General features: G+C 57.6%; 13 protein-coding genes. 8 read left to right on the top strand and 5 right to left on the bottom strand.

Annotation, left to right across the window (positions count from 1 at the left end; all coding sequences use genetic code 11):
- Positions 1–1386 (top strand): TolC family protein, encoded by a 1386-nt coding sequence (locus tag BLP99_RS15825; RefSeq protein ID WP_092180860.1) that lies wholly within the window; start codon positions 1–3, stop codon positions 1384–1386.
- A 431-nt stretch (positions 1387–1817) separates the two neighbouring features.
- Positions 1818–2537, top strand: a complete 720-nt coding sequence (locus BLP99_RS15820; RefSeq protein WP_072391894.1) for a response regulator transcription factor — start codon at positions 1818–1820, stop codon at positions 2535–2537.
- 61 nt (positions 2538–2598) lie between these two features.
- On the opposite strand, the gene BLP99_RS15815 is transcribed toward BLP99_RS15820, so the two are convergent.
- Positions 2599–6786 (bottom strand): DUF5801 repeats-in-toxin domain-containing protein, encoded by a 4188-nt coding sequence (locus tag BLP99_RS15815; protein ID WP_371128604.1) that lies wholly within the window; start codon positions 6784–6786, stop codon positions 2599–2601.
- Positions 6787–7116: 330 nt separating this feature from the next.
- Positions 7117–7578 carry a YqaA family protein gene (locus BLP99_RS15810; RefSeq protein WP_092180942.1) on the bottom strand — a complete coding sequence of 154 codons (462 nt, stop codon included), beginning with the start codon at positions 7576–7578 and terminating at the stop codon, positions 7117–7119.
- A gap of 173 nt (positions 7579–7751) precedes the next feature.
- Between BLP99_RS15810 and BLP99_RS15805 the strand changes: the two genes are divergently transcribed.
- Positions 7752–8540 carry an EAL domain-containing protein gene (locus BLP99_RS15805; RefSeq protein ID WP_092180856.1) on the top strand — a complete coding sequence of 263 codons (789 nt, stop codon included), beginning with the start codon at positions 7752–7754 and terminating at the stop codon, positions 8538–8540.
- A gap of 54 nt (positions 8541–8594) precedes the next feature.
- Here the strand turns inward: BLP99_RS15805 and BLP99_RS15800 are convergent, their stop codons facing one another.
- On the bottom strand, positions 8595–9500 hold the full coding sequence (locus BLP99_RS15800) for an MBL fold metallo-hydrolase (RefSeq protein WP_092180853.1): 906 nt from the start codon (positions 9498–9500) through the stop codon (positions 8595–8597).
- A 453-nt stretch (positions 9501–9953) separates the two neighbouring features.
- On the opposite strand from BLP99_RS15800, the gene BLP99_RS15795 reads away from it, so the two are divergent.
- Positions 9954–10886, top strand: a complete 933-nt coding sequence (locus BLP99_RS15795; RefSeq protein ID WP_092180850.1) for a LysR substrate-binding domain-containing protein — start codon at positions 9954–9956, stop codon at positions 10884–10886.
- A gap of 11 nt (positions 10887–10897) precedes the next feature.
- Here BLP99_RS15795 and BLP99_RS15790 read toward each other — a convergent pair whose 3' ends face one another.
- Positions 10898–11797 (bottom strand): LysR family transcriptional regulator, encoded by a 900-nt coding sequence (locus BLP99_RS15790; protein WP_072391912.1) that lies wholly within the window; start codon positions 11795–11797, stop codon positions 10898–10900.
- A 136-nt stretch (positions 11798–11933) separates the two neighbouring features.
- Between BLP99_RS15790 and BLP99_RS15785 the strand changes: the two genes are divergently transcribed.
- The 4 genes from BLP99_RS15785 (at position 11934) to BLP99_RS15770 (ending at position 18320) form a co-directional block, all read left to right on the top strand.
- On the top strand, positions 11934–12818 hold the full coding sequence (locus tag BLP99_RS15785) for a pirin family protein (RefSeq protein WP_256327869.1): 885 nt from the start codon (positions 11934–11936) through the stop codon (positions 12816–12818).
- A gap of 621 nt (positions 12819–13439) precedes the next feature.
- Entirely contained in the window at positions 13440–14690 is a 1251-nt protein-coding gene (locus BLP99_RS15780) for a tyrosine-type recombinase/integrase (protein ID WP_092180847.1), read from the top strand.
- An 11-nt stretch (positions 14691–14701) separates the two neighbouring features.
- Positions 14702–16219: a tyrosine-type recombinase/integrase gene (locus BLP99_RS26425; RefSeq protein WP_176776511.1), complete on the top strand. Its 1518-nt coding sequence runs from the start codon at positions 14702–14704 to the stop codon at positions 16217–16219.
- The gene (locus tag BLP99_RS15770) at positions 16206–18320 is read left to right on the top strand and encodes a hypothetical protein (RefSeq protein ID WP_092180933.1); all 2115 of its coding nucleotides are present in this window, start codon (positions 16206–16208) and stop codon (positions 18318–18320) included. Before BLP99_RS26425 ends, BLP99_RS15770 begins: the two co-directional genes overlap by 14 nt.
- Before the next feature lie 601 nt (positions 18321–18921).
- Here BLP99_RS15770 and BLP99_RS15760 read toward each other — a convergent pair.
- Positions 18922–19371 carry an antitoxin Xre/MbcA/ParS toxin-binding domain-containing protein gene (locus BLP99_RS15760; RefSeq protein WP_092180841.1) on the bottom strand — a complete coding sequence of 150 codons (450 nt, stop codon included), beginning with the start codon at positions 19369–19371 and terminating at the stop codon, positions 18922–18924.
- Positions 19372–19542 lie beyond the last annotated feature (171 nt).

Raw genomic sequence — 19542 nt, 5'->3', positions numbered from 1 at the left:
ATGGACCGTGCAGCCGTTTTGTTGGGCGGGTTGATGCTCGCCACGAATGCCGTCCTGGCACAGGCCTCCGAGACCATCTCGACCGGGGTCAGTGCCTCGACATTTTCCACCGACCTGATGCAGCTGTATCGCGAAGCGCGCCTGGAAGATCCGCAGATACTGGCTTCCCATGCACGGGCACAGGCAGGCCAGGAACACCAGCGCGAAGCCATGGGAGCGCTGTTGCCGCAACTTTCGTTCAACGCCGGGACCAATCGAATCCATCAGGACAGCGACCTGGTGCAGCGCAGCTACGACAGTGAAAGCTACAACCTGGTGCTGCGTCAGTACCTCTACAACAAAACGGCGTGGGAGAACTACCGCAAATTCCAGAGCCTGGCGCGACAGTCCGAATCCCAGGCGCTGGATACCCAGGCCGAGGCGGCGGTGGAGCTGGCGCGGCGTTATTTCCTGGCGCTGGCGGCCGAAGATGAGCTGGAGTTGGTGCGGGCGGAACGTCGAACCACCCAGAGCAGCCTGGATCGGGTCAATGCCCTGTACGAGAAGCAGTTGGCCCTGGTCACCGACCAGCTTGATCTCAAGGCCAGGGTGGACTTGTTGGCAGCTCAGGAGCTCGATGCCCGCAACCAGGCCAGCATCAGCCGCGAGGCATTGGCGGAAATCGTCGGGCGCCCCGTGAAGGAGAGGCTCAACCGGATCCGCGACGACATTGATTTGCAGGTTTCGACCCAGAGCCTGGAAGCCTGGGTCCGCGACGGCATCGCGCTCAACCCGGCCCTCAAGGCCAACGAGAGCGGTGTCGAAGCCGCCGGCGCTGCCTTGCGCAGCGGCAAGGGCGGGCATTACCCGACCCTGAGCCTGAACCTGAGCGCCCTGCAGACCAACGAGGGCTACAACAATTCCCTTGCTCCGCGTACTGACAGCTATGTCGCTGGAATCGGCATCCAGGTGCCGCTGTACAGCGGTGGTTCGACTTCGGCGAGGGTCCGTGGGCTCTATCAGGACCAGCAGGTTGCCGAACAGGAACTGGAAGCCGTCCGGCGCCGGGTGGTCAAGGAAATCACCAGTGCCTATCTGACGGCCAGCTCCAATGGCGAGAAAATCGCCGCGAATCGCCTGGCCCTGAGTTCCGCCCAGCTGTCCCGGGTCGCGGCGGAAAAAGCGCTGAGCTACGGGATGATCAATTCCGTCGATGTGCTGGCCAGCGTGCGCAACGAGTTCCGCGCTCGACGCGACCTGCTCAAGACGCAATACGATTTTCTCAGCAATGTGCTGATCCTCAATCGCTGGGCAGGAAAACCACCAGCCGACAGCATCGCAAACGTCAATGTCTGGCTGGGCCCCGGTAACGGTCCGGGCGAGAAACGTATCGATGCCGCCAGGTGAAGGCGCCGGCGTTCAGCAACGTGCCGCGCTGCGCGGAGTCGACGGCAAATTGACGAGCCTGCGGCTGTCACTTCCAATTTCGCGCCGCTGGTCGGTTAATTGACGAAGTGCGCTTTTCCAGATCAGCGATATCGTCACAGGAAAAAGAGGTAGCTGGATGATTTCAATGGATATTTTTTATTGACTGGCCATGCGCAGCGAAACGGCGGATCTGCGCTCGATGCAGCGGCCCTGCCAGTTGCGACTGACAGGCGCCAGCTGGCCTAGACTCAGCAAACAGGCTCGAGGGAGCACATTATCATGTGTAAGCTGTTGATAATTATTCCTGTTTATTCCGCCTCAGTGGGTTTATCCGGCTTCATGGATTATCCACCCTCACAACAAGTGTCAAGGATGGAGGCTCTCGTCGGTGCTTCAGGGGGGCCAGGAATATGACGTCGGACCATAAGAAACCGATTCGTGTGATGCTGATCGACTGTCGTCCCCTGGTACTGATGGGGCTTCACGATCTGATCAATGCCAGGAAGCCCCAGATGGAAGTGAGCGGCCAGGCCTCCACCTACACCAATGCGCTGGACCTGGCCGATCAATTGCGACCCAACGTGATCTTCTTCAGCTTCTTTCCGGACGCCCTGGATCCGCTGGAGGTCGTCGCGGAGCTCACTCGCAGCGCCGAAATGAAAGTCCTGGTGCTCAAGGGACTTTACGAGGCGGTGCCCGCTGCCCAGGCGATCGAGGCAGGGGCCCGCGGGATTGTATTGGCGGAGGATCCGACGGAATCCATCATCCGGGCCATCATCCAGGTTCATCACCGCGATGTCGGTATGGACCGGGCGTGGGCCGATGGGCTTTCAGGTTATGCCGCCAGTGGGCACATACCGTTGAAGTGCAACCTGGAGCAGGCCAAGCAGGCGCGGCTGACCCTGCGCGAAAGAGAGCTGATTCTCGCCATCGTGGGTGATCCTTCCGCCAAATACATCAGCATCGCCGAGCGTTTGGGCATCAGCGAACACACCGTGCACAATCATCTGAGCAACATCTATCAGAAGCTCAATCTCATCAATCGCATCGACCTGCTGATGTATGCCCTCAAACACGGGCTCACCAGCAACCAGGCACCACCCGAGTCGACCTGGGTGGAGCTGGATTGATGCTCATCGTGCGAGGGTGGCTTCCAGGCCGCCCTCGCATCGGGTCAAGCACCTTCGGTTATCAGGCACTCCCAAGCACGATGTCGGTACTCAGCAGGTCGACGCCCACCAGGGTAATGGTAGTCACCTGTCCGCCCGACTCGGCCACCGTCACGATGCTGTCGGCTCCCGTGTTGTCGATCAGTTGTACCACCGCGCCCTGGTCACCGTTGAGTACCAGGCTGTCTCGCTGGCCTGCGGTATCGAAGCCGGTGAGCTGGTACAGGTTTTCGGTGAATGTCAGGTCGACGTTGAAGGCATCTCGCTCACCGCCCGTGCCTGCCAGCAGGTAATCGAACGTGGCGTCGTCCGCTTCGTCGGCGAACAGGTTGGCGTCGAAGGTGCTGGTGGCGCTATCCCCATCCTTGTCGGTCAACGTTGCGTTGAACGTCAGCTGGATGTCGCTGGCCAGGCTCTCGGATTCCTGGATGAACTGGATCACTGGAATCTTGATCGCGCCCCGGGCCATGGTGAGCTGGACGGCATCGATCATCGCCGTGCCTTCACGTTCGACCAGGAAAGACACCTGGCCGCCGGCTTCCGCAGTCAGGGTGTTCACCTCCGTGAGATTGGAGAAAGTGCCATCCTCGTAGAAGATCCTGAAGTACAGGTCTTCGGTGGCCGTGTTATAGCCCGCCACGGAGTTGTCGATGAAGATCTTCATGCCGGTCAGCAGGCTTTCCGGGTTGATGACGAAGCTTTCATCGGCGGCGCCGATCGCCGCCAGGTTATCGCCCTGGAGGAGATTGTTGCCCACGCCGATCCCGGAGGTGCTGACGTTCATCGCCGTCGGGTCGATGTACGAGGGCAGGGGATTGGTCTGCAGGGCCGCCTCGGTGGGGTCGGGAGCGCCAAGGCCGATACCCGCCAGGATGTCTGTGGTGGAGGCAAGCGCCTTCGCGGAGAAGAACACGATTTCCTCCGAGGCCGAAGGAATGGTCGGGTCGTTGGTTTCCGGGATCAACAATGTGCGCACGGGGTCCGGGCCGCCGGCATCGAGGGAGCCGTCGGCGCTGCTGCGCACGATGGTCGAACTGAAGCCTTGCACCAGATCGAGTGCGTAGCTGCCATTGGCATAAGCCGTCAGCGTGTAATCGACGCTGGTGTGCGCTGTGTCGGCGTTGTTGTCGAAGTCACCGGTCAGGGTGCCGGAAAAATGATACGCACCGTCGATGTCCGGCGAGGGCGCCTGTTCCGTCAGTGTCCCGGTTCCGGTGGTGGTCGTGTTGTCTGGCCGGACCAGGGTGAACTGGCCGTTGAGCAGGGAAATATCCAACCCGGCCGCGCCCAGTCCATCGGCCCCGGCGGACCGGTCCCAGTAACCGTATTGCGGCAGTACGCTGCCGGTCCCGATCAGGTTGCCGAAGGCGAGCGATGGGCCGTCGTCCTTGAATATCAGGTTCTGCCCGATATTGAGCGTCGCCTGGGCCATGTCCCCATCCTTGTCTGTCTTGGTCGCGGTCAACGTCACCAGGTTATCCGCGCTCAGGCTCGTCGAGTCATCAGGATTGGTTGCATCCGGATGAATGATCGCCCGGAGCTGATCCAGCGTAACGTTGCCGTTGCTGGCCACACTGACGGTAAAGACCAGCAGGTTGGTGCCAGCCGTACGACCTTCCACCACCGTGCCGTTGAGCGATAGGTTCACCGCTTCGCCCGAGGCGCTGTCGGTCAGCCCCGAGGCGCCGGCGACCACGCCCAGCGCATAGCTCAGGGTGCCGGCGCCATCGGCGCCGAACGCTGAGGTGAAGTTGGCCGCGAAACCCTCGGTCGCGTCGCTCGTCAGGTCGGTCTCGTCCACCGTCAGGGTGGGTTCCGTACCGGTGGTGCTGATGCTGGGGCCGTCGTCCTTGAACACCAGGTCATGGCCGATATCCAGGATCGCCTGGGCCGTGTCGCCTTCCTTGTCGGTCACGGTTGCCGTCAGGGTGACCAGATTGTCCGATGCCAGGCTCGTCGAATCGTCGGGATTGGTGGCATCCGGGTGAACCACTGCACGAAGCTGATCCAGGGTAACGCTGCCATTGGTATCCACGCTGGCGGTGAATACCAGCAGGTTGGTGCCGGCCGTACGACCCTCCACCACCGTGCCATTGAGCGACAGGTTCACCGCTTCGCCCGTGGCGGTGTCGGTCAGCCCCGAAGCGCCGGCGACCACTCCCAGCGCGTAGGTGAGGGTGCCGGCGCCGTCAGCCCCGAAAGCAGAGGTGAAATTGGCGGCAAAGCCTTGGGTCGCGTCACTGGTCAGGTCCGTTTCGTCCACTGTCAGTGCAGGTTCCGTACCGGTGGTGCTGATGCTGGGACCATCATCCCTGAATACCAGGTTCTGCCCGATGTTCAGCGTTGCCTGGACACTGTCGCCGTCCCTGTCGATTGTGGTTGCCGTCAGTGTGACCAGCTCGTCCGAAGTCAGGCTCGTTGAATCATTCGGATCGGTGGCATCCGGATGGACCACTGCTCGAAGCTGATCCAGGGTAACGCTGCCATCGGCATCCACGCTGACGGTGAATACCAGCAGGTTGGTGCCGGCGGTACGGCCTTCCACCACTGTACCGTTGAGCGACAGGTTCACCGCTTCACCCGTGGCCGTGTCGGTCAATCCGCAGGCACCGGCGACCACTCCCAGTGAATAGGCCTTCGTGCCAGCGCCATCGGCACCGAACGCCGAGGTGAAGTTGGCGGCGAAGCTCTGGGTCGCGTCAGTCGCCAGCACCGTCTCGTCTACGGTCAACGTAGGTTCCGTGCCGGTGGTAGTGATGCTTGGACCGTCGTCTTCGAAAATGATCTGCGAGCCTATCTCGGCCTTGGCGACAGAGGCCTGGAGCAGGGTGAAGCCGCCAATATCGAAATCGGCGTGGTTATTGCCTTTGGCATCCACGGCCGCGCCATTTTCGATCAGCACACGGTTGTGATCCGCTGTGGTGCTGTATTCGATCTGATAACCGGCCTTCACACCGCTGATGGTCGCAACGCCATCCACGAAGCTGATCAGGAGGGTTGGATCAGTCACCGAGCCGTCCGAATCTGCGATCACCAGACCGGTACTGATATTGATGACGCGCACGTTGGTGATCGCAACGGGGTCATCCCCCGCATAGCCGTTGATAAAGTCCGCGCCCGCTTCGACAGCAGTGTCGAAAGCGCTGACGGTGATCACGGCACTTTTGCCGCTTTGCAATTGCACCACGTCAAAGCTCGCGGTCTTGGCATCGAACATCTCGGTGAAATCGATGTTGGATTCAAGGTCCGCTTCGTTCTGGTCCAGGTTGGGTATGGTCACATCCTGCCTGGCCCCGGTGACAAAGGTAAATCGAATGCCTTCCTGTTCCACGATCATCTGGTTGTTGGTACCGAAGGTGGTTGGTCCGCCGGCCTGGCTTGTATTGACGGTGTCGCCGGTGGTGATGTTGACGCCGCTGGACTGGTCGGCGGGGTTCTTCCCGGTGGCAATGATGGTGGGCTCGGTGATACGGGTAACACCGTCGACCACCTCCGTCGTCGGGTTCGCAGCGGTGAACATCAGGAACAGATTCTGCCCGGAAGGTGCATTGGCCAGGCTGAACTCAAGGTCCTGGCTGGCGCCGATGAAGACTTTGTCCTGCAGGCTGAGCGGGTCATCGGGGTTGGTGGTGTCCGGATGGCTCAACGCGGCGTATTCCACGGTCCAGATCTTGCCACCAGAGACAGGCGAGCCGGTTTCCTCGATGTAGGCGGCAAATACAATCGCACCGTCCGAGCCTCCGGCGCGGCCGAGGACGATGTTGTTGTCAGTGTCCGTGTAGAGCAGGATGCTGATGCCATCCAGGGTGAACAGACCGCTGTCGACACCGTCCAGGGGTACCCCGGAACTGTCGACGAAGCCGATATCGGTAATGATCGCACCAGGGTCGGCGGAAAGCGTGAACGCATTGCTGCCGCTATTGCCGGCTGCGCCGGTATAGCCACTCAGCGCTGCGCCCGTAGCGGTGCCGGCACCGAGGGCGGTCAGGCGACTGGCAAAGGCAGAGGGCAGGGACGTCAGCAGGATGTCGTTGTCGTCGGCATCGCCCGCAGTGCCTGGTGTCGCGGTGCCGTTCTGCAGGCCGGCCGTTTCGTCCAGGGTAACGTCGGCACCGGTGGCCACGACTTCCAGGTCGGTGGCTGCCGTGGGGGTGAACAAGGATTTCTGCTCGCCAATAGTCATGATGTGCTCCAGAGCTAGTGCGGTCATCGAGGCCTGACCGTTGACCATTGCTCGTCACTATGGGAAAGCGCCGCGGATTGCGCATCGACCGATACTCCCAGCCCGACTGGGAGTTTCGGACTATTCAGGCGCACAACCCGCGTGGTGGGAGCGACAGATGGAGAGAAGCGCCTGTACCCCGAGGGGAGCGATCAGTCTCGGCTGGGTCGGCCAGGGATGGTTTGAAAACGCTAGCCTCATCTCACATTGATACATTTGCGGTTGTATACCGATGAGCCGTTATGGATTGCGCCCTTGCGCAGCGACATGAAACGCCTGCCCTGGCCACCCCTCAACCCGTATTTTTGTGCAGCCGAGTCAGACACTTATCGAGTAACCCACCCCGAGCCAGCCAAGCGTCAACGCAGCGAGCAGAAGATAGCGGCTGGCCTTGGCCAGCGTAACGATCAATACGAAGCTCCAGAAGGGTTCGCGCAGGACTCCAGCAATCATGGTAATTGGATCACCGATGATCGGTACCCAGCTGAGCAACAGCGACCAGCGCCCGTAGCGCTGATAGGCACGCTGGGCTTTCTCCAGCCTGGCTTCGCTGACCGGGAACCAGCGTTTATGCCGGTAATGCTCGATAGAGCGGCCCAACAGCCAATTGAGCACCGAACCGAACACGTTGCCGGTGATGGCCACCACCAGCAGTGCCCAGGTCGCGTATTGACCGGTCAACAGCAACCCGACCAGTACCGCTTCCGACTGCATGGGCAACAGCGTGGCGGCTCCCATGGCGGCGAAGAACAGCCCGAAGTAACCGGATAACGCCATCAGCTCAGGCATTGAGCCCGATCCTGCCATGGACGCTGTTGGAGGGGGATGGGCACGATTGCTGGAACACTGGGCACATATCCTGATCAAAATTTCAGAATACCCGGTCTTTGCCGATTCACTAAGCGTTGGCTAGTGTTCTTTGCAACTGCAGGGACGTCCCGTGACCGCGACGGATGATGATCATGACCGAGCAATTTTCCTCTCGACCCTTCAAATCCATCGGTTGTGCTGAATGCCGCGACCACGTGGCACTCGGGTTTGATTTCACCATGGCTTTCCAGCCTATCTTCAATGTCCGCACAGGCACCACGTTTGCCTATGAAGCCTTGGTGAGGGGCATCAATGGCGAATCGGCGTCACATATCCTGGGATTGGTCAATGACGGTAACCGCTATCGGTTCGACCAGGCGTGCCGGGTCAAGGCCATCGAGGAAGCGGCCAGGCTGGGTATCCTCGATATTCCCGACTGCCTGTTGAGCATCAACTTCCTGCCCAATGCGGTGTATCGGGCCGAGACTTGTATACGCGCTACGCTGGAAGCCGCCCGCCAGGCCAGTTTCCCGCCCGAACGGCTCATGTTCGAAGTGACCGAAGGCGAAAGGGTGGACGACCCGGAACACCTCAGGTCCATCTTCACGGAATACGAACGCCAGGGTTTCACCACGGCGATCGACGATTTCGGTTCCGGCTATTCAGGTCTCAATCTGTTGGCCATGTTCCAGCCCAACGTCATGAAGATCGACATGGCCTTGACCCGCACCATCGATCAGGACCCGGTCAAGCAAGCCATCGTCGAGGGCATCATCCTGGTGGCGAAACGCTTGGGGATCACCGTGATAGCTGAAGGTATCGAGACCCGTGGAGAAAGTGCCGAGCTCCTGAACCTGGGGGTCGAGCTGATGCAAGGCTACCTGTATGCGCGGCCTGAAGTAGGGCGGCTTCCCACCTGCGTCTTCGATTGAAAAGGTGAGTGGGAGCCAGTTCGACAGGATCAAATGTCAGCTACCTGTCGATTCTCAGTAGTCCCAGTAGGCTGCAATCCAACGGAATGCAGTGCCGCCAACCGAGGGGAAGGGCAGGTGAGTCGCAACGAACAGCTCTCCGCTTGCCGCTGCCTCTCGCAACAGACGTACACGCACGTGGACCGACTCCTGCGGATCGTGCTCGAAACCGTTGTGCCATTCAGGATGATCGAAAGCCACCGGGAATAGGGCGTCGCCGGCAAAGGTCAGGCGTTCGCCGCCGGAATTCACATAGACGATGCAATGGCCTGGCGTGTGTCCGCCGGTGAGTTTCGCGACCACGCCCGGGGCTATTTCGTGCTCGTCTTCGAAGGTCTGCAGGCGATCCTGATAGTGCGCAATGAACTGGTTGGCAGTCCGGCGCAGGACGTCCGGCACCGGTTGAGGCATTTCGGTCAGGCTGAAGTCGGGAATCTTCCAGAAATCGACTTCCGTGGCCGTGACATGAATACGCACATTCGGGCTCAAGCCTTGCTTCACCGTATCGACCAGCAGCCCACCGATATGGTCCATGTGCATATGGGTGATCACGATATCGGTGATGGCAGACAGCTCGATGCCGGCATCCTTCAAGCGTTTGGGAAACTGTCCCGCGCGGGGAAAACCGGGGAACTGGTTGCCCAGGCCGGCATCGACCAGGATGAGTTGTTCGCCGCTACGCACAACCAGCACGTTCAGCGCCCAATCGAACATGTCCGGCCCCAGGTACATTTCTTTGAACCAGGCTTCACGCTCGCTCGGATCGGCATTGGTGGACATGGTTTCGGTCGGCAGCGGCAGCACGCCATCGCTGACCACCAGCACATCGATCTCACCCAGGCGCAGGGCATAGCGCGAGGGCACCAACTCCTGAGTCGGCAAGGCACTGTCGGGGGCGAAACTGTTCAGGTAAGTGCTCATGGTCGTTCTCCTGTTAGTTCATCTAGAGGGATAGGGCTATTGATCCTTTCGAGCATTTCGGCACGACAGGCTGCTCACCGTTAACCGCGATATGCGTTATGGAGTTGCAGTGGGCTGCCGTGAGTGAATGCTAGATAGGAAAACTTCCAGGCACAGTTCTACATGGGTGTAGGGCGATCACTCATGCGTTGGACAGAACCATACGAAAGTATCGTCCGCAGAAGTGTCAGGCGCCGAACTGCTTCGGCTCAGACGGAGCCCGAGCCCTCGGCTGGAAACGAGCGAGGCAATACACAAGTATTATTCTGGATACCCAACGGACGACCCCGTTGAACCCATGTACAAGTGACTGGCAGGTACTCGCTTGAAATACTCAGGTCGTCTCGAAAGTCCCATCGATAGAGGGACGAAATAAGGGCTGTTGAACATCAACTTCCTCAGGCGGCGGATAAGATGAACAGATATGACCTGCGACATGCCAATATCAACTTATTGGTGATCTTCGAAACCATGATGCGCGAACGCAATGTCACCCGGACAGGAGAGCGTCTTTTCCTCGGCCAGGCCACTGTCAGCAGCGCGCTGAACCGGCTCCGGACAATGTTCGATGACCCGTTGTTCATCCGGACCGGACGGCTGATGGAGCCCACCGCGCGGGCCGAGGAAATTCATGTCCATCTGGGGCCCGCGCTGGAGAGTGTTGCCCTGGCCCTGAGCTGCGCGCAGACCTTCGATCCGCGCACCAGCGAGGAGACTTTTCACGTCGGGCTGTGTGACGAAGTGGAGTACGCACTGCTGCCTCAGTTGATGCAGCATCTTCGAGCTGAGGCCCCCAACATTACCCTGGTGGTACGCCGGGTGGATTCGTGGCAATTGCCGCAGTTGCTGATTGCCGGGGACATTTCCCTGGGTGTCGGCCAAGCCCAGGAACTACCGGCCCGGGCTCACTGCCGGAGTCTGCGCCCGGTGCAGCCGATGCTGCTATGCGCCGACTCGGCAGGTCCCATGAGCCTCGATGAGTTCTGCCGGCGCCCCCATGTGACAGTATCTGCCCTGGGAAAGGTAACCGATCATGTGGACCGTGCCCTGGCTTGCCATGGCCGTCGGCGCCGTGTCGTGCTGGCGGTCCCGCAGTTCAGCGCCTTGCCCGCGCTGCTGGTCGATAGCGACATGCTTGCGGTCGTACCCGACTACGCGGCTCAGGCGATGGCCCGGATCCATGGACTGCGCGCTGAATACCCGCCGCTGCAGCTTTCAAGTCCCGATCTGGCAATGGCATGGCGGGGCACCAGCCATGCCGATCCTCGAGAACGCTGGCTGCGCTCCTGCTTCGCCCGACATCTTGAGCGGCAGCCCGAGTATTGCTTGTCCTTGGCCGTGGCCTGATCATCCAGCCGCTATTGGAAGGCCATTTCTTCGAGCAAATGAGTGACGGCCTGATCGGCAAACGTGCTTACCGCCAACGGAATCTGGCGTCGACTCGGATAGACCACGTACAGGTCGATGTCTTGTTGGCGAAACTCGGGAAGCACTTCGACGAGCGCTCCGTTCCTCAAGCTGGCATGCAGGATGGGCCCCGGCAAGAAACAGATGCCCAGGCCCGCGACCGCCGCCTTCAATTGCGCCTGAGCGGTGTTTGCGCAGACTCGCCCGGTCACCACGATGTCCGCGGCGCCGCCCGGCCCGGAAAAGCGCCACGTGGCTTGACCTGAGGGGCTGGAAGGGAAAATGCACAGGTGCTGGTTCAGTTCGGAAACATGCGAAGGCGATCCATGCTGCTCCAGATAACCTGCGCTGGCGGCAAGCATGCGGCTACCAATGAATATCTTGCGTGCGACCAGGCTGGAATCAGGCAGCATTCCCGATCTGAACGCTAGGTCGATGCCTTCGGCAATCAGGTCGACACGATGGTCACTCAGCAGGAAATCCAGCTGGATCCTGGGATATTGAGCCAGGAAACCGGCAACGAACTCCATGCGGAACACGTCGAAGAAATCTGCCGTCACGGCCACACGCACCCGTCCCGCAGGTTCCTGGCTGCGGTCGGCAAAGCGTCGGCTCACTTCCAGCAGCTCTCCGATCTGGGAGGCACTTTGTTCGAACAACGCCCGGCCCGCATCGGTCAGTGCCAGTTTGCGGGTCGAACGGTGTAACAGCCGCACGCCCATCGTGTCCTCCAACTGCTTGATCCGCCGGCTCAACGTGTTGGGCGGAACGCCCATGCGCCGTGCGCCGCCGGCGAAACTTCCGGATTCGACGACCTGGATAAAAATGGCCACGTCGTTCAGATCGAACATTCGATTACTCCAAAAATGGCCGAGTGAAAAGCAATTGTAGGCTCTAATCAGCTTAATGCCGATTCCTTATGATCACTGCACATACGCCGCCGCCAGGCTTTGGACGGGCGGACCGATCATTCTTCGAGGAGTTGTCATGGGTATTTCAGCGCTTGGCAATGCAATGGTTTCCCGTCGGATCACTCACCGCACCCGGGGGCACAAGCATGGGCCGATTGTCCGGCTCATGAGCCCGTCGGACTTGGGCCAGTTGATCAAACCCTTCGTATTCCTCGACTTGTTCGAAGGCGACAGGTCGTTTCTCGGCCAGATGGCCATGCACCCTCATTCAGGAATCGCCACGGTCACGGTCATCACCGAAGGCAATCTGCACTTTGATGATCCTGAGTCCGGCAGCGGCGAAATCGCCTATGGCGGCGTCGAATGGATGCGAGCCGGCGGCGGTGTCTGGCATGGCAAAGAGATGAGCGCCGGCACTTCTGAACGCGTCCAGGGCTTTCAGCTATGGATCGCGTTACCTCCAGACCTGGAGAACGCGGCCGTCGACAGCCAATACCTGGAGGCCGCTGCGATGCCTGAAGCGGGCCCAGCCCGGGTCATTCTCGGCCACTATGCGGGGGGCCGAAGTCCGGTTCGGGCCCCCGAGGGTATCAACTACCTGCTGGTTACTCTCTCAGAAGGCACCAGCTGGGAATACACCCCACCAGCAGGCCATGACGCCTTGTGGCTGAGCGTCGCCCGTGGACAACTGACATCGCCGGATGTTGTCGAAGCGGGAGAGATGGTGGTGTTCGAGCCAGGCAGCGCTTCGATACGCATCACGGCGGGAGAGGGCGATGCGGTGTTTGTCATTGGCTCAGCCATTGCGCACCCGATCGATCTTCATCTCGGTTACTACTCGGTCCACACCAGCCCCGAGGCATTGCGCGCCGGCGAGCAGAAAATCGCCGAAATCGGTCTTAGGCTGCGGGAGCAGGAACAGCTTCGGAACCGGTCGGGCTCGGTTCCGATCTTCAAGTAAAAGAAGCGTCGCTCAATGATCGGTATGGAGATCCAGCTGAAGAGTTTCATGTCCGTGCCCGATCTCAGCATCCAAGGTAGATCCTGACGTTGATGCACCCAGAGCGGCCCACCAGCATCTTCAGTCAATCGGCAAGTCGCAAGTACAGCTTGACGGTCACGACCTGTTGAAGTGGCTTCATACCGCGCCTGCAGATCTGTAGAACGGCGGCACTGGGCAGCGGAAGATTCGTTCGAGCGTTACCGCGATGTGTTCACCAGAGACCGTTATCCGTAACGGTGGACACTGGTCAGCGTGATCGCTTGTCACAAGGAGCGCGGTTTCCAGGAAACTCTTCCTGGGTTCCTGGGTTCCTGGGTTCCTGGGTTCCTGGGTTATGTTTCCGAGGTCCAGACAAACGCTACAGAGGTTGTTCACGGGATGGGTTTCAAACCGGGTGTTGCGGTCCGGCTCTGAAATAAATAGTTACGCATAATGTATATTATGTTAAACCACATGCCATGTCATAAATGTTCATGAGTTTCATAACGTACTGATTCCACAGATCCCCTTTTAGCTTCGATGCTTACAAACGGGCTATGCTCGAGATGTTCATAGTCGACCTGCGTGAGGAGCTTTCCATTGAAGCTGATCCAGTGTCGTTTTTCTTCAGGGCAACGAGTGCCACTGCTTGTGCAGGATGGTGCTGCCGCACCGTTACCTGTGCTCGTCCCATTCCTCTATGTCCAGCTCAAGTACAGGTACTCTGCCTACAACACCGCAGTTGCCCACGTACGAGCCATCCAGGCTTTCTATCTCTACGCTGCGAGCCGTGGAGTGGATGCTGACGAGACGATCTTGGCCTGCCGCTTCGAGCCTATCCTGGCCTTGTTGGACGGCTATTCCGTTTGGCTCATCAGTAGCCGCCAGGCCGACAATCTGGTGGGTCGAATCGGCGTTGTTGACTCGTCACATCCCCCAATCGATTTGCGCACGCGTGATCAGTACCTGCATAAGCTGAAGCGCTATCTATCCTGGTGCGCCACTCGCTACATCCCGCGCATCCGGCAAGGTTCCAGCACGTTGATCGATATCGACGCTGCGTTTGTTGATGTCGCCGAGGCCATCGAGCGGCGCTTCGAGAGCCATACTGTTGATCTCCGCCCCAACCAGACGCGCTACCGCAGTCTGACCGATGCGCAGCTCCAAATTATCCGGGAGCTGATCCGGCCAGGTGCTCCAAATAATCCATTCCCGAGCCGGTTGCAGTTGCGCAATTGGCTAATGATCGAGTTGCTGCTGGAGACTGGCGTGCGCCGAGGGGAACTTCTGAAGCTGTACACCACCGATATTAATCAGGGTTCCCAGCATGCTTATGTCAGCATCCTTGATCGTGAGCAGGATCCTGACGACCCTCGAGCCGAAGAACCGGCCCTGAAGACAAACAGCCGCACGATAGGTATTTCCTCTGATCTGTGTGAGGTCTATGAACGCTATATACAGTATGAGCGGAGGCCCATACGCGGCGGTAAGCCAATGAAGATGCCATTCCGCTATCTATTCATCTCCGACCGAGGTCGTCCGCTGTCGATCAGAGCCTTATCCAGCGTACTTGATCGGCTGTTTCTGACCATCGACCTGGCTTACCCGGGACTGCTGCCTACACTTTCCGCTCATGACTTTCGCCACACCTTCGCCGACCGCTTCTTAGCCTACTTGGTTGAGAAGCGTGGCTATGAACTGGAACGGGCTATGGATGAGCTTCGGCGTATCTGCGGCTGGTCCGACACATCAGTTATGCCGCGTCGCTATGCACGCCGCTATCTCGCCGAGTCGGCCTGCGTTCACAACGCCCAACGGACGTCTGCGGCCTGGAAGCGTTTAGACGATTAAAGGGTTTCGCTGTGGATGAATCAGCTGGTAAGAATATTGCGCCCTCCTCTCTATCGGATGCCTACAAGTTTCAAGGCCCGCCGCGGATCGCCATTCGAACCCGTACCGATGATCAGCCGCGGTATGTAGATACCCGTTCAAGCGTCTGGACTTGGTACGACGGCGGCATTGCGATGAAAGTTGATTGGTCTGCGCTCAAGCTGCACCCGGAGCTAATGGAAATTTCCAAGGCCTTTATGGCATATGCGCTGGAGAAATACGCACCGAAGACAGCGTTTAAGGCCTCAGAGGTATTTGGTCGCCTAGCAGAGAGTGATATTTCACTGAAATTTCCTTGGACGCAGCAAGACCTAATATCGACGATCAATACCTGGAAGCAATTCAGGGAAAGCTTAATATTCTTCCGGACATTCTATCGATGGGCGATAAATCGAGGGGTTACTGGTTTTGATAGGGCAACCTACCTATTAATTAAAGAAATTAAGGCTGATCATGTGGATCCTTACTCCCGAATATTTCTTTCACAATCCGGATTGGAGTGTGACGAAGAAATACATCTGCTTAAACGAATTGATCGAGATGATGCAGGGGGCGACTGGGAGGATTTTCAGCTTAATATAATTCTTCACCTAGGATTCGAATTGGCACCCCGTGCAATTCAGTTCCATTCACTGGATATTACCGATTTCGAAGTCATTGAGCCCCCTGACCACGACAAGTATTACACCCTCTGGCTACCGATGGCCAAGAAAGTAGGCCAGCGTCGACCGGAACGGCGACCTCGCAAGATTACCGCTCGGTTGGGCGAGAAAATCGAACAACATATCTCAGTGCTCCAGCACCGCTTTGGCAACGCCTGCAAAGCATTACTTGTCACTTCTTCTGGAAAGCGACTATCAGTAATCGGGATCGGTGATCGCCTCAAACGCGAATTGCGCGAAGCCGGTATAGAGCGACCGAACCAAGTGACCATGTTACTGCGTCACCACCTTGGGCAAGGTTTGGCGGATCAAGGGACGCCAGCAAATATAATCGCCGAGTTGCTTGGCCACAACAGCACGGTCGCAGCGCGTGCTTATATAACTGCCACCCCTAATATCGCTCGCATCAAGGAGAGAGCCCTCGGTAAGAGTCCGACCTATCAGCGCATCATGCACAGTCTCCTGACCGGGGAAATTGTGCAGCGCGAAAATACGACGACCGAAAGGGAGGTTCGTGGCGTTGTCGACATGCAATACATCGGAGATATCGGGGCATGCGCCCTCCCCATCCACGCGCACTGCCCCTACAACCCTGTCTATGCCTGCTATACCTGCAAGAAATTTCAACCCTTTGCCGATGGCCGCCATGAACAGGTGAAGGAAGCGCTGCAGCAAGAGGCTCAACGCTTCATCGATTTGGCGGAGCAAGCCGGTGAGCTAAGCCAGAATCGACCACTAGCGCAACATCAGGCCACCATTCTGGCGGTGACGGCAACTATTGAACGTTGCAGGCAGCACATGCGGGATGCAGATGATGAAAGACTCTAGAGCCAGGCGGAGCCTTGAGGCATTCGTAAAACAGGAACGAACCATTTTCCAGACCCTGCCTGTTGAAGCATCTTGGGAATCCACTCGGTGGGCAGTCGAGAACTGGCTACCACACCGATTAAAGCCTCCAACGATTACTTTCGAAACGCACCGGCAGTCGCTCGAGCAAAACGGCTACCCCGTGCCACCGAAAGCACCTCTCCCCTTGCTCTTTCAGGACTTCAGCAAGGCCGTAATCGTGCACCTGCAGCGTACCCGAGGATTAAAGTTTTCGATGGTGGCTGCCTACAATATCGCTGCCCGCCGCTTGTACAATGCATTATTCGAACGAAGTGAGTCAGACCCGAGCCAATTGACGCGTGGCGATTTTGACCGTGTCGTAGAATTTCTTCGTGCAAGTGGCTACAAAAATTTTTACGATGCAATTTCGCACCTAAAAGTGATCGCTGACTTAATTGATAAATTGCAAATAACCCAAATTGCTATCCATTTTGAACATGAAGCACGGCCTGAGAAAGCTCGCCACGATTATATTTCACTGCATGACCCTGATCGTGCCGTAAAGCAGCGCAAGTCTGACAATAAATTGCCTTCGCGCGAGGCGATGGAAGCCTATGCGCTGTGTACAAATCATCCCGTCAGTGACGGTGAGGAGATTCTACTGCGAGTGATTGATTTATTGATCGCAACGGGGCAGCGTGGGAACGAAGTGTCAGTTATCCCCTATGACTGCTGGGTTGAACGTCCCATAAAAGGAACATCGGGAGAGTTGGTGCTGGATGCCCATCGCAACCCACTCGTTGAATGCGGAATTCGGTACTTTGCAGAGAAACACTTTCAGTCCCGTGTTCATTGGTTCGCTGAGAGCGATGTCCATTTAGCCAGACGTGCGGTTGAACGATTGAAAGCACTAACTGTAGAGCAGCGAAAAGTTGCTGAATGGCAAGAAAACAATTCAGGACGAATCTGGTCGTATCCATCTGAAAAAATTATTTCAGACACTCAAGTGATGGAGTGGCTAGGCTTTAGCAACGAACAAGAATACGGTAGAAACCTTCATCTTTATTTGTCTCGAAACGGTATACATCCTTACGCCGAAGAACCTGTTCATCGGCACCAAAAAATAAAACCAAGACGATACGTTGCTGGTGAAATTGAGCGTTTGATTGCCCCAAAACTCACCGGCCATGCGGCGCTCACAGAAAATGTTCGAGGTAAGATCCGCGTAGTGCTCAAAACCAGCGAGGTACTCGCCATTGCCTTCGATGGCCAGTTTCGTTTTGGGGGGCGTGAGGAAAACGTATTTCGCGCTGTCCCAAGAAGGGTAACACTAGGAGATATCAACCGAGCTCTTGGTGCAGACCCTCGTTACCCATCGATCTTTGCGCGTCGCTCATTGGTCGAAGCGGATGGAGCTCCGATTCGCCTGACGAGCCATCAGCCCCGTCATTGGCGTAACACCATCTATCATCTCACTGGCATGAGCAATGTTCAGCAAGCCTTGGCCTTGGGGCGAAAACGGCTAGAACAGAATAAATTTTATCAGCACACCAGCATTGAAGAAGATACGGAAGCCCATCATGGATTTCTAGCTTTCAACAGCTATCAGGAGCGCATCGACTTTTTTCATGCCGGGATAAGGAAGGGGGAAATTCAGGGTGCGTTGACCGACAGTTACCATGCGTTGCTATCAGATAAAGGCACGAACACTGCAGAAGCATTCCTCACCGTACACGCAACGGCGCTGCACGTGACACCCTTTGGAGGTTGCATTCACGACTTCTCCCAAGCGCCCTGCCCTAAGCATCTTCAGTGTTGGAATGGCTGCTCGCATCTGCATCTGATGGGCACACCATCGGAGCGGACCAACCTTGAGAAACAAGCCGAGAATCTGACGACCGCAATTACCGTTATGCGCGATGCCGGTGCCGGAGAGGCAGGCAGCGATGTATGGCTGGCAGACCAGGAAGACAAGCTCAACAATTTAAAATCCGTCCTTGCACGCGATACCAATGTAGGTGTGCAACGCGTGTTTCCAGATGGGCATCCTGTGACAGTTGCAGATACGGACAAACGACACAGTTCGGTTTCAGATGACTAGAGGCGACTATGGCGAGACGACAGATATTGCGGGGCGGCACTCTAGATGAGGCAATAGACGCCCTCCTCGCCCAGATGATTAGCTCAGGAGTGGAGCTCGCTCCCATTTCCCGACCCGAGGTGCAGCGCCGGCTGGGCCTGACAAGCCGAGCTACGCTAGGAGGTGACCGTGGAAGCAGAATCGAGTCTGCGCGAATCGCACAACTGAGGGAAAGCGGGAGAGACCCAGACGGTGCCCGTCGACGCAGGAGCCTTGAGGAGCGTATTGCAAGTCTTAAGACGGAAAATGCAGTTCTGGTGAGACAGCGAGACCAGCTTTTTGAAGCCCTTTCGGCAATAGCGCACAATTGCCTACTTAGCGGGCTGGATGTCGAGTCGATAATGGCACCGCTGAGGAACACTCATAAATCTACCTAGCCAGGTCATCGACTACAGATTACGGCATGATCAGCTGAGTTGCCCTAGGACAAGCTGGCACAGGTTTCTAACGACTATACATTACGGTATGGGTTACTCGGCTACCATTCCACGCCCTACCGCTTTAGCCATCCAACCAGGCAGGCCTTACTTAGATGCCTCCACCCGCTGACCTGATTGTAGGGTCACAGCATGAAGCCCTCTGCGAGTTGCAGCAGCATATCTTCAACCTGGCTTGTGCCTTGCTGACTATTCAGCATCTGCACTGGAGCCAGGCCGTCGAATCGCACCTTGGGCTTTGAGAGCCAAAGCTTGGCTTTGTCGTACTCACCAAACACCGCATCGGCCATAGCGTGGATATGCGCGACGCGAAAGAAGCGATCACTCTCCTCAACTGTCAGGAGCTGATCGCGGTTGATGCGACTCTTTAGCGTTCGCGGTCGGATAATTTGGTCGCGTTCGATCTGCGACACCGTTCCGTCTTCAGTCAACTTCACCAGTCGGGCTGCAGGAAAACCCTGTGTAATACAGTTGTGAATATCCATATCACTGGCCAAGACAGAAATATCTAGCAAGGTTTCAAGGCGCACACGGTACGCTGAGTATCCAGAGCCACGAAGAATTTCAGCTCGCATGGCGAATCTCCTGAGATCGCTATACCACATGATGCGTGACGGTCACGGTTTGATGCAAGAAGTTGACATCTGCATCAATCACCCAAAGTGTTTCATCCGTAGCCCTTGAGGCACTTGAGTTCTATCCTCTAGAGGGATCTGCAAAGCCCGGTTGTCGAATACCTGCGCCCT

The sequence above is a fragment of the Pseudomonas sp. NFACC32-1 genome, assembly GCF_900101215.1.
GTDB lineage: Bacteria > Pseudomonadota > Gammaproteobacteria > Pseudomonadales > Pseudomonadaceae > Aquipseudomonas.
Note: the sequence above shows the minus strand (reverse complement) of the source record. Positions and strands in the feature narration are given on the sequence as shown.